This is a genomic window from Alloalcanivorax sp. (assembly GCF_964221125.1).
Classification (GTDB): Bacteria; Pseudomonadota; Gammaproteobacteria; order Pseudomonadales; family Alcanivoracaceae; genus Alloalcanivorax; species Alloalcanivorax venustensis.
In genome coordinates this window covers 1-9,188 of the sequence record NZ_CAXPXK010000067.1, presented here as the reverse complement: position 1 = coordinate 9,188, position 9,188 = coordinate 1, and the positions used below count along the sequence as shown (strand labels likewise).

Below are 9,188 nucleotides of genomic sequence, written 5' to 3'. Positions count from 1 at the left end.
AGCGCCTCACCGGCCGCCACGGCGAGGTGCCGGAGGGGCGCGGCGAATGGACACCGCTGCTGGACCGCGCCGGCGACACCCGGGGGGCCGTCCTGCGCACCCGGGTCGGCACCCGACCGCTGATCGTGTCCCCGGGCCACCGCACCGATCTGGCCACCGCGCTGGAACTGGTGATGGCCTGCACCACTCGCTACCGGCTTCCTGAGACGACCCGCTGGGCGGACGGGCTGGCCTCCAGCCGCGGCCAACGATGGCTCGCCCGCCTGGATGCGCTGCGCTAATCTGGATCGACAACATCGATAACAACCAGGGAGAGCGTACATGGACCATCTCAGAACATACCGCTGGCTGTCGCTGAGCGCGTTGCTGCTGGGCGCCGCCGCCTGCAGCACCACGCCACCGCCGCCGCCGCAAGCGGAATACGGTGAACCGGCCGTCGTCGAGGGGCCGCTGCCCTACCTGGGCGTGCACGGCCTGGGCATCGACCCGCGGGGCCGGCTGCTGGCCGGCAGCGTGGTGGGGCAGTCCTTGTCCCTGGTGGACCGGGAGAGCGGCGCGGTCAGCCCGTTCGTGGGGCCGCCGGCGGGGATGGCCGATGACGTGGCGTTCGGGCCGGACGGCGAGGTCGCCTGGACCGCCTATCTGGTCGGCGAGCTGCGCATCCGTAACGCGGCCGGTGAGATTCGTACCGTGGCCAGCGGCCTGCCCGGCCTGAATTCCCTCGCCTATACCGAGGACGGTCGTCTGTTCGCCACCCAGGTGTTCATGGGCGACGCGCTTTACGAAATCGACCGCAGCGGTGAACAGCCGCCGCGCAAGATCATCGAAGGCATGGGCGGCCTCAATGGCTTCGAGTTCGGCCCCGACGGCCACCTGTACGGCCCGCTCTGGTTCAAGGGCGAGGTGGTGCGCGTCAATGTGGAGAGCGGCGAGATGGACACCGTCGCCGACGGCTTCCGGATACCGGCGGCGGTGAACTTCGACGGCCAGGGGCGCCTGTATGTGGTCGACAGCGCCACCGGCGAACTGCTGCGCCTGCAACCGGGTACCGCTGAAAAGGTCCGGGTGGCCAGGCTCAAGCCGTCGCTGGACAACCTCGCCATCGATAAGCAGGCCGGCCTGCTTTATGTCTCCAACATGGCCGATAACAGCATCCAGGAAGTGGATCTGGCCGACGGCCGGGTTCGCGACCTGGTGCGCACCCGTCTGGCCGCGCCCTCCGGGCTGGCGATGGTCGGCGACCAGCTGCATATCGCCGACACTTTCGCCTACCGGGTGATGGACACCGGCAGCGGCGACATCCGCGAAGTGGGCCGCATGTGGGCGTCCCATCTGGAGTACCCGCTCAACGCCTGGGCGGACGAGCACGTGGTGGTGCTGACCAGCTGGGCCACCGGCACGGTGCAGGTGTTCGACCGCGCCAGCGGTGAAATGACCCACGGTTTCCACGACTTCCAGGCGCCCCACGACGCCGTGCAGCTGGCCGATGGCAGCCTGCTGGTGGCGGAGCTGGCCACCGGCCGTCTGCTGCGTGTCAGCGGTGAGCAGGGCGAGCAGCGGGAAGCGGTGGTGGTGGCGCTGGCCGGCCCGGCGGGCATGGCGTTCAACGGGGACCGTTCAAGCCTGTTCGTGACCACGGCGGGCGGTTCGGTGTGGGCGGTGAACCCGGCGGACTGGTCCAAGCGGCGGGTCCGTGACGGCCTGGCGATGCCGGAAGGCATCAGCGTCAGCGCGGCCGGTAAGCTGCTGGTGATGGAAGTGGGCAAGCAGCGCCTGCTGGAGATTGATCTGGTGGATGGCGCCACCCGCACGCTGGCCGAGGACCTGCCGGTGGGGCTGCCGGCGCTGGAGGGGCTGCCGCCCACCGGGGTGTTCAACGACGTGGTGGAGGCGGCCAACGGGGATCTGTTCTTCACCGCCGACCGCGACGCCGGGCTGTACCGCCTGCCCCGGCGCTGACCTTCGTGCCTGCTACTGACTGGCGGGCAGCGTGATCCAATGACGGTCGTCCGGCGTCTGGCCGGACACCGTCTTCACCACCGCCAGGTAGTCGCCGACGAACTCCACGATTTCCACCCGCCCCACGCTTTGCCCGGGGCGGAACGCCACCACCTGGCCGGAGGGCGCGCGTACCGCCTTGCCCGGCTCCCGCACGTCCAGCCGCTGGCCCTGATTCAGACCGTTAACGCGGCTGGCACTGATATACAGGCCGCCGTCCTCGCCCTGGAAGACGCGACTGGACCAGGGGGCCATGGCCACGCGCCGGTTGATCTCGTCCATGAGCGCGTCGGCACCGGCTTCACTGTTGGCGAAGCGGTCGATGCGGTAGTGGGCATTGAGGCTGGTATCGTGCAGCTCGGCGCTAAGCCCGCTACCGTCCTGTGCCGGCGATACTTCCACCAGCATGCGAACCCCGGGATAAGCCGCCAGGCTGGCCAGGCACGCTTCCGCGGCCGTGTCCTGCTGACAGGGCGCGGCGCTGTCCAGGGTCTCGGCGACCAGGCCGCCGGGCAGCGGGCGCAGCCCCTGTTCGGAGGCGTCGCTGTAAAGCGTGCTGATCAGGGCTTCGCCGTCGCTGATGGAGGGCGACAGCACCAGGCCGATATTGGCCAGCGGCGCTTCGCCGTCGGCGGTGTCGGGGCGCTCCGATTTGCCGGCGCTGGCGTTCTCGGCCCAGCGCTCCCAGAACGGGGTTTGCCAGTTGGGTTTATCGTTATCGAACGCGGCCTCCGAGTCCACCAGGGCGGTGGTGTCTTCGGTGGTCATGCCCTGGGTGGCACAGCCGGCCAGGGTGCCGACGGCCAGCGGGCCGGCGATCAGCGCGGCGATCAGCACGCGCCGGGGAATGATGTGAGTCATGGCGGTGGTTCCGGATACGTAACAATGAAGAAAGAGTGTGCGCAACCCTCGGTGGGCTTGTCCAGCGCCGTTTCAGGCTTTTAAAAACGACGAAACCGGGGCAGCTTGCACTGTCCCGGTTCCGAAGTGGTACGCACTAAGTGGTACTAAGTGGACCTGTTGCTTAGAAGCTCACAGCCAGGTTAACGCTGGCGGCTTGTACGTCGTCCTGGGAGAAGTCAGCACTGGGCAGAGCGCCCAGCAGCGTGTTGCCGGACAGAGCGCCCGCTTCGTTCTCTTCCAGAATGCCGTAGGTTACCCAAGTGCGCAGAGTCTTGTTCACCTGGTAGCTCAGCTGCAGGTCGTAGAAAGTGCTTTCGTCGCTGACGCTGTTGTTGCCGCCCGGGGGGGCCGGGTTGTCGATGTCCAGCTGGCCCACGGCGCCGGTGATGGCGAGTTTCGGGGTTACGTTCCAGGTCAGTTTGCCGGCGAGCACGGACTCATCGTAACCTTCGACACCGTAACTCTGCGCCATGGTGTAAAGGCTGGTCGGGTTAGCGGTGCTCTCCGGGTTGTTTTGGATCAGGCTGGAGTACGTGTCGAAACCGGGGGAGATGTAGCCGCCATCCTGAGCGCCAACATATTGTACACCCCAATCCATTACCCCTACGGAGCCTTCCAAACGAATGTACTGGGAGAGGGCATCTTCGGTTACAAACTGGCCATTATTCGCCGGAGTAGTAACCTTGCCATTGGTGAAGTAGTTGGCGCCCACGGTTGCTTTCGCGACTTCGCCGATATTACCGGAGATATAGCCTGAAAACAGATCGGCACCACTAACTACGTAAGGGCCAGAGGTGTTTGTCGCCTGAGTAATATCGCCCTCATAGTTTTTTAAGTATTTGATGTACAAAGCACTAATGTCCAGGCCCATGGGCTTGCTCACGAAACCGAAGACAAACTGGTCACCGTTGTCAGTGTTTTCAAACGTGTCCAGGTCGCGACGGCGGTCATAGATGGCCAGAACCTGGAAGGTCTTGCTGAACGGTTGGATCAACAGGACGCGGTCACGGCGGTCGTCACAGACCAGGAAGCAGTTGTTGTAGCTGGTCGCCTGACGGCCCACGCGCAATACGGTATGGCCGAAGGGGATCTGCAAGTAGCCCAGGTCCAGACGTACGTTGTCACCGGTGTTGGTGGCGTTGAATGCCTGGGGGTTGGTGGGGCTGTTGCGGGTACTGTCACCGGACCAACGGTCGCCGGCCAGTTCCACGCTGGTGTGCAGGGAGATGCCGGTGTCTTCGTCCAGGAAGTCGCTCTTAACGCGAATCAGATGGGCGAAGCCGTTGTCATTATCGTTGCGAGGATCACCGACGACGTCGAAAGCGTCGGATTGTGCGTAAAAACCGGTGGCGCGGTATTCAACGCCGAAATCGGTTTTCAGTGCCTGGGCAGCGGGGGACAGCGCGGTGGCGGCGCCGAATACGGAAGCCAGGCCGATTGCTTTGGTCAGAGAAGAGATGCGGAGTTTACGGTCGGCACTGCTGTTCAGCGCCCCCTGAGCTTTATTGGTCCACTTAAGTGCCATTGTTTTTGTCCTGTTTTCTTCGAAGTTTATTGGTATTTGAGGGCTTATCCGGTTATCCAGCGCCGGCCTCGAAACCCTCTTATATGCCCTTCCCAGGGCATCGTCTCCCGAGCGGACACCTTTACGAAGAAAGAGTCCACTAGACTTTCGGCGAATACCTGAAAAATCAGCTGTTCACCCGGTTGTCACGAACTATCTTAGAACCCCTCTTGTCACAGACGCAATACTGTAAAACGCCAAAATACCCTTTGGTATGTAGTTTATTTTCAGAGCCGCACGATAAATTCGGACGGTAATGTGAACACTGGTAAATTAATTAATGGGGCGCCCCGGCTTTTTAATGTAAACAAAAATACCGGTCGGTATGTACGGGGTGTTCCGGGCGCCTGAATCTTTAATAGTAGCGGCATCCGCGTTTTCGAAAAATGGAACAGGTCACAGCCCGCTGTTCCATTTTTCAGGAAAGGAACGGATGTTCACTAATATCGAAGGGGGTTGACCGGGGGCGGACGCCCTTTCTCTGGCAAGTCGAAAGTGTTGCAAGATATGTCCCTGCGCGCCGCCCCGGCCGGGTGCCGCCTTACTCGAAAGGCGGCTCGCCCTGCCAGTCGAAGAAATCGGGCAGGTCCTCGGACACCTTGTCGGGGAAGACGGCGGCTCTTTTCTGCAGAAACGACTCCACGCCTTCGCGCACATCGGCGGATCCACCCCGTGACTTCATCGCCCGGCTGTCGAGTTTGTGCGCTTCCATGGGGTGCTCGGCACCGGCCATGCGCCAGATCATCTGACGGATCATCGCCACCGACACCGGCGCGGTCTGGTCGGCGAACTCCTTCGCTAGTGCCAGCGCCGCCGGGTAGAGTTCGTCCGGTGCGTGCACCGAGCGCACCAGCCCACGCTCCTTGGCTTCCGCCGCGCTGAACACGCGCCCGGAGAAGCACCACTCCAGCGCCGAGGAGATGCCCACCACCCGGCTCAGAAACCAGGACGACGCCGCTTCATTGACGATGCCCCGGCGCGAGAACACAAAGCCGAACTTGGCGTTCTCGGAAGCCATGCGCACGTCCATGGGCAACTGCATGGTGACGCCGACGCCCACGGCGGCGCCGTTGATCGCGCCGATCACCGGCTTGAGGCTGCGGTGGATGCGCAGGGCCACCTGGCCGCCGCCGTCGCGGTGGGCGTCGTCCGGGTTGGCACCTTCGCCGCCGCGCTTCTTATAGTCGAAGGTGTCGCCGCCGGAGGACAGGTCGGCGCCGGCGCAGAAGGCGCGGCCGTTGCCGGTGACGATCACCGCGCGCACCGCGTCGTCGGAATCGGTGTAATCAAAGGCGGCGAGCAGCTCGTCCTTCATTTCCCGGGTAAAGGCGTTCATGCGATCCGGGCGGTTCAGATAGATGGTGGCGATGCCGTCATCGACGGTGATCTCCAGAGTATTAAAAGAAGGCGTTTCCATGGTCTCTCCCGATGTTATTGAGTGTCTGATTATTCATGGTGGCCGATGCAGGGGCTTGCCGGGGGGCGGTCAGTCGCCGGCCTCGCCCACGGTGATGATCTTCAGGGTGTTGGTGCCGCCGCCCACGCGCACGGCGTCGCCCTTGGTGAGAATCAAGCGATCGCCGTCTTCCACCAGCCCCAACCGCTGAAGCTGGTCGGCCGCTTCCCGGTTGACCTGACCGGGGTCGCTGGCCATTTCGAAGTGCTGCGGCTCCACGCCCCGGTAGATCGCCACGCGGCGGCGGGTGCGCGGGTCCGGGGTAAAGGCGAAGATCGGCATGCCGGAGCGTACCCGCGACATCAGCCTCGGCGTAGTGCCGGTTTCGGTCATGGCGATGATCGCCTTTACCCCGCTCAGGTGGTTCGCCACGTGCATGGCGGCACGGGCGATGGCCTCGTCGTTGTGGCTCATGCCCTGTTCCGGCCGGTCCTCGCTGGGCCGGCTCTGATAGGTGCGCTCGGCGCCGAGGATAATGCGGTCCATGGCCTGCACCGTGGCCACCGGGTAGTCGCCGACCGCGGTTTCCGCCGACAGCATCACCGCGTCGGTGCCGTCGAGCACGGCGTTGGCCACGTCGGAGACTTCCGCGCGGGTGGGCTGGGGGCTGTGGATCATGGATTCCATCATCTGCGTGGCGGTGATCACGAACCGGTCCAGAGCGCGGGCGCGACGGATGATGTGCTTCTGTACGCCCACCAGCTCGGCGTCGCCGATTTCCACCGCCAGGTCGCCGCGCGCCACCATCACGCCGTCGGCGGCGAGGATGATGTCGTCCAGCACCGCCGGGTCGGCGACCGCTTCCGCCCGCTCGATCTTGGCGACCATGTCGCCATGACCGCCGGCGGCGCGATACAGGGCGCGGGCCTGATGGATGTCGTCGGCGTGGCGGGGGAACGACAGCGCCAGGAAATCCACTTCCAGGGAGGCCGCCAGCTTGATGTCCTCGCGGTCCTTGTCGGTGAGGGCCTGGGCGTTGAGTCCGCCGCCCTGGCGATTAATGCCTTTATTGTTGGACAGCTCGCCACCCACCAGCACCCGGCACTCGACGCGGCTGCCGGCGACGTTCTCGACGCTCAAGGCGAGCAGGCCGTCGTTCAGCAGCAGGGTGTCGCCGGCCCGGCAATCGTCGGCGAGCCCGGCGTAGTCGGTGCCCACCTGGCCGCTGTCGCCGGCGTCCTTGTCCAGGGCGGTGTCGATGGTGAAGGGCTGCCCGGGTTCCAACATCACCGGACCGTCGCGAAACCGGGCGATGCGAATCTTGGGGCCCTGCAGATCGGCGAGGATCGCCACATTGCGGGCCTGCGCGTCGGCCTGTTCGCGGACGCGGGCGGCGACGGCGCGATGATCGTCGGCGCTGCCGTGGGAGAAATTAAGGCGGAAGACGTTGACGCCGGCGTCGATCAGTCGGGCCAGGAGGTCGGCGTCTGAGGAGGCCGGGCCGAGGGTGGCGACGATTTTAGTGCGTCGGAACATGGGGCTGCCTTTTGCTGGGATCGGGTCAGGTGGGTTTCATTGTTGCAGATATTGAGGATCAGGTGAGGGGGCGGAGTGTTTGCGGATGTGTTTTGGGGCGTTGGTGCCGCGTATCGGAGAGGATTGATCGAAACGGCTTTTGGCCGTTTCGACCCCTGCGGGGCTTCGCGGCCTTTGGCCGCTCGTCGCCAACTCGCTTGTAAAGCGAGTTGGTCGAACCTGGAGAGGTCGATCCGACGGGCGTGCCAAATAAAAAGGCCCACCCCCTTCGCGGGGGTGGGCCTTTTTATTTGGCACGCCCGAGAGGATTCGAACCTCTGACCTTTGCCTCCGGAGGGCAACGCTCTATCCAGCTGAGCTACGGGCGCAAAACTTGTTGTCACAAAACCTGTCCGGCGGCGCCTTTAGTGGGCGGGGTGCCGATTCAGGACGCGCATGATAGCCGTTTGGGTGGGCGGCGTCCATGCTCCGCGCGGCCTTCGGCCCGGTGGGCCTGACCCTGTCAGCTGCGTATAATGCCGCCGCCGCTTCGTTCCGGTCGGGCGGCTGATGGTCCTGTCTCTTACGGGTTTCCGGCAGGTCCGTCCGCTACACGAGCCCGTTTTTCCCGGGAGTTCGAGACATGAATCCATATTGGTGGGTTTTGCTGGCGGCGGTGGTGGTGGAAATCGCCTGGGCGATGAGCCTGAAGTGGATACAGATGCAGCCGGGGGTGGCGTCGATCAGCACGTCGCTGGTGCTCACGGCACTCAATATGCTGGCGCTTTCGTTCGCCATGCGGGGCATCCCGGTGGGCACCGCCTACGCGGTCTGGACCGGGCTCGGGGCGGTCGGCATTACCTTGCTGGGCGTGGTCTTTTTCCAGGATCCGCTGGGCGCGGCGCGACTGGGGTTTCTGGCCCTGATCATCGTGGGCGTGGTGGGATTGAAGCTTTCCACGCAGGGCGGCTGACGGCGGCGGGCGACCGGCCATTTTACAATCTTTTCCCGCGATCCGATCATGGATTGGGTACGCTTCAGCGGTATTGGATGGAGTAGAAACGGTGCGCATTGCTTATTTAGAAGACGATCACGCCCAGGCCGAGCTGGTCACTCACTGGCTACGCGAGGCGGGGCACACCTGCATGCATCTCTCCAGCGGACGGGAGTTCATGAGCCTGCTGCGCAGAGACACCTTCGATTTACTGGTGCTTGACTGGGAAGTTCCCGACATGAGCGGTTACGCGGTGCTTGGGGAAGTGCGGGCCAGCGGCAATAAAACGCCGGTGCTGTTCGCCACTCAGCGTGATGATGAGTCGTCGATTGTCGGCGCACTCAGTCAGGGTGCCGATGACTATATGGTTAAGCCTGTGAAACAAGCGGAATTGCTGGCCCGCCTCAACGCGCTCGGGCGTCGGGCGGGTGTCGCCGACATGGATGATCAAGGGATGATGACCGTGGGACCCTGGACGATCGATCGTGGTCGCCGCCAGATTACCCTGGACGAGGAGCCGGTCAAGCTCACCGACAAGGACTACGAGCTCGCTTGCTATCTGTTCCAGAACGTCGGGAAGCTGATGTCCCGCGCGCATTTGCTGGAGAAAGTCTGGGGCATCATGACCCCGATTGAATCCCGCACCGTGGACGTGCACATCAGCCGCATTCGTCGTAGCTTGCAGATCCGGCCCGAGCGGGGCTACCGCATCAAGACGGTCTACCAGCACGGTTATCGCCTGGAACCGATCGACGACTGATCGCCGGCGGCCCGCCACGGTCCGTTCGGCCGATTCGCCGCTGTCCTCTTACTGTCGA

The 9,188-nt window shown here is 64.1% G+C and carries 8 protein-coding genes and 1 tRNA gene; 4 read left to right on the top strand and 5 right to left on the bottom strand.

All coding sequences use genetic code 11. The features are described 5' to 3' along the window. A partial coding sequence (locus tag ACEQZD_RS08660) for an endonuclease V (RefSeq protein ID WP_370184990.1) occupies positions 1-281 on the top strand: 281 nt, incomplete at its 5' end. 40 nt (positions 282-321) lie between these two features. Further along, complete coding sequence (locus tag ACEQZD_RS08655) at positions 322-1,959, top strand: hypothetical protein (RefSeq protein WP_370184988.1); 1,638 nt, start codon at positions 322-324, stop codon at positions 1,957-1,959. Positions 1,960-1,971: 12 nt separating this feature from the next. On the opposite strand, the gene ACEQZD_RS08650 is transcribed toward ACEQZD_RS08655, so the two are convergent. The 5 genes from ACEQZD_RS08650 to ACEQZD_RS08630 form a co-directional block, all read right to left on the bottom strand. Then, on the bottom strand, positions 1,972-2,859 hold the full coding sequence (locus ACEQZD_RS08650) for a hypothetical protein (protein WP_370184986.1): 888 nt from the start codon (positions 2,857-2,859) through the stop codon (positions 1,972-1,974). A gap of 163 nt (positions 2,860-3,022) precedes the next feature. Next, positions 3,023-4,426, bottom strand: coding sequence for a hypothetical protein (locus ACEQZD_RS08645; protein WP_370184984.1), 1,404 nt, complete (start codon positions 4,424-4,426; stop codon positions 3,023-3,025). Between the two features lie 580 nt (positions 4,427-5,006). After that, positions 5,007-5,882 carry a crotonase/enoyl-CoA hydratase family protein gene (locus ACEQZD_RS08640; RefSeq protein ID WP_142947594.1) on the bottom strand — a complete coding sequence of 292 codons (876 nt, stop codon included), beginning with the start codon at positions 5,880-5,882 and terminating at the stop codon, positions 5,007-5,009. A 69-nt stretch (positions 5,883-5,951) separates the two neighbouring features. After that, positions 5,952-7,397, bottom strand: a complete 1,446-nt coding sequence (pyk, locus tag ACEQZD_RS08635) for a pyruvate kinase (protein ID WP_370184981.1) — start codon at positions 7,395-7,397, stop codon at positions 5,952-5,954. A gap of 291 nt (positions 7,398-7,688) precedes the next feature. Beyond that, positions 7,689-7,765 (bottom strand) — tRNA-Arg (locus tag ACEQZD_RS08630). Between the two features lie 254 nt (positions 7,766-8,019). Between ACEQZD_RS08630 and ACEQZD_RS08625 the strand changes: the two genes are divergently transcribed. Together ACEQZD_RS08625 and ACEQZD_RS08620 are read left to right on the top strand one after the other, a co-directional pair. After that, entirely contained in the window at positions 8,020-8,349 is a 330-nt protein-coding gene (locus tag ACEQZD_RS08625; protein WP_142947592.1) for a multidrug efflux SMR transporter, read from the top strand. 91 nt (positions 8,350-8,440) lie between these two features. Next, positions 8,441-9,130: a response regulator transcription factor gene (locus ACEQZD_RS08620; protein ID WP_348321425.1), complete on the top strand. Its 690-nt coding sequence runs from the start codon at positions 8,441-8,443 to the stop codon at positions 9,128-9,130. The last annotated feature ends 58 nt before the right edge of the window (positions 9,131-9,188 follow it).

Coding starts and splice junctions, on each gene's coding strand:
- ACEQZD_RS08655 (WP_370184988.1), top strand. CDS start 322: ATGGACCATCTCAGAACATACCGCTGGCTGTCGCTGAGCGCGTTGCTG.
- pyk (WP_370184981.1), bottom strand. CDS start 7,397: ATGTTCCGACGCACTAAAATCGTCGCCACCCTCGGCCCGGCCTCCTCA.
- ACEQZD_RS08650 (WP_370184986.1), bottom strand. CDS start 2,859: ATGACTCACATCATTCCCCGGCGCGTGCTGATCGCCGCGCTGATCGCC.
- ACEQZD_RS08625 (WP_142947592.1), top strand. CDS start 8,020: ATGAATCCATATTGGTGGGTTTTGCTGGCGGCGGTGGTGGTGGAAATC.
- ACEQZD_RS08645 (WP_370184984.1), bottom strand. CDS start 4,426: ATGGCACTTAAGTGGACCAATAAAGCTCAGGGGGCGCTGAACAGCAGT.
- ACEQZD_RS08640 (WP_142947594.1), bottom strand. CDS start 5,882: ATGGAAACGCCTTCTTTTAATACTCTGGAGATCACCGTCGATGACGGC.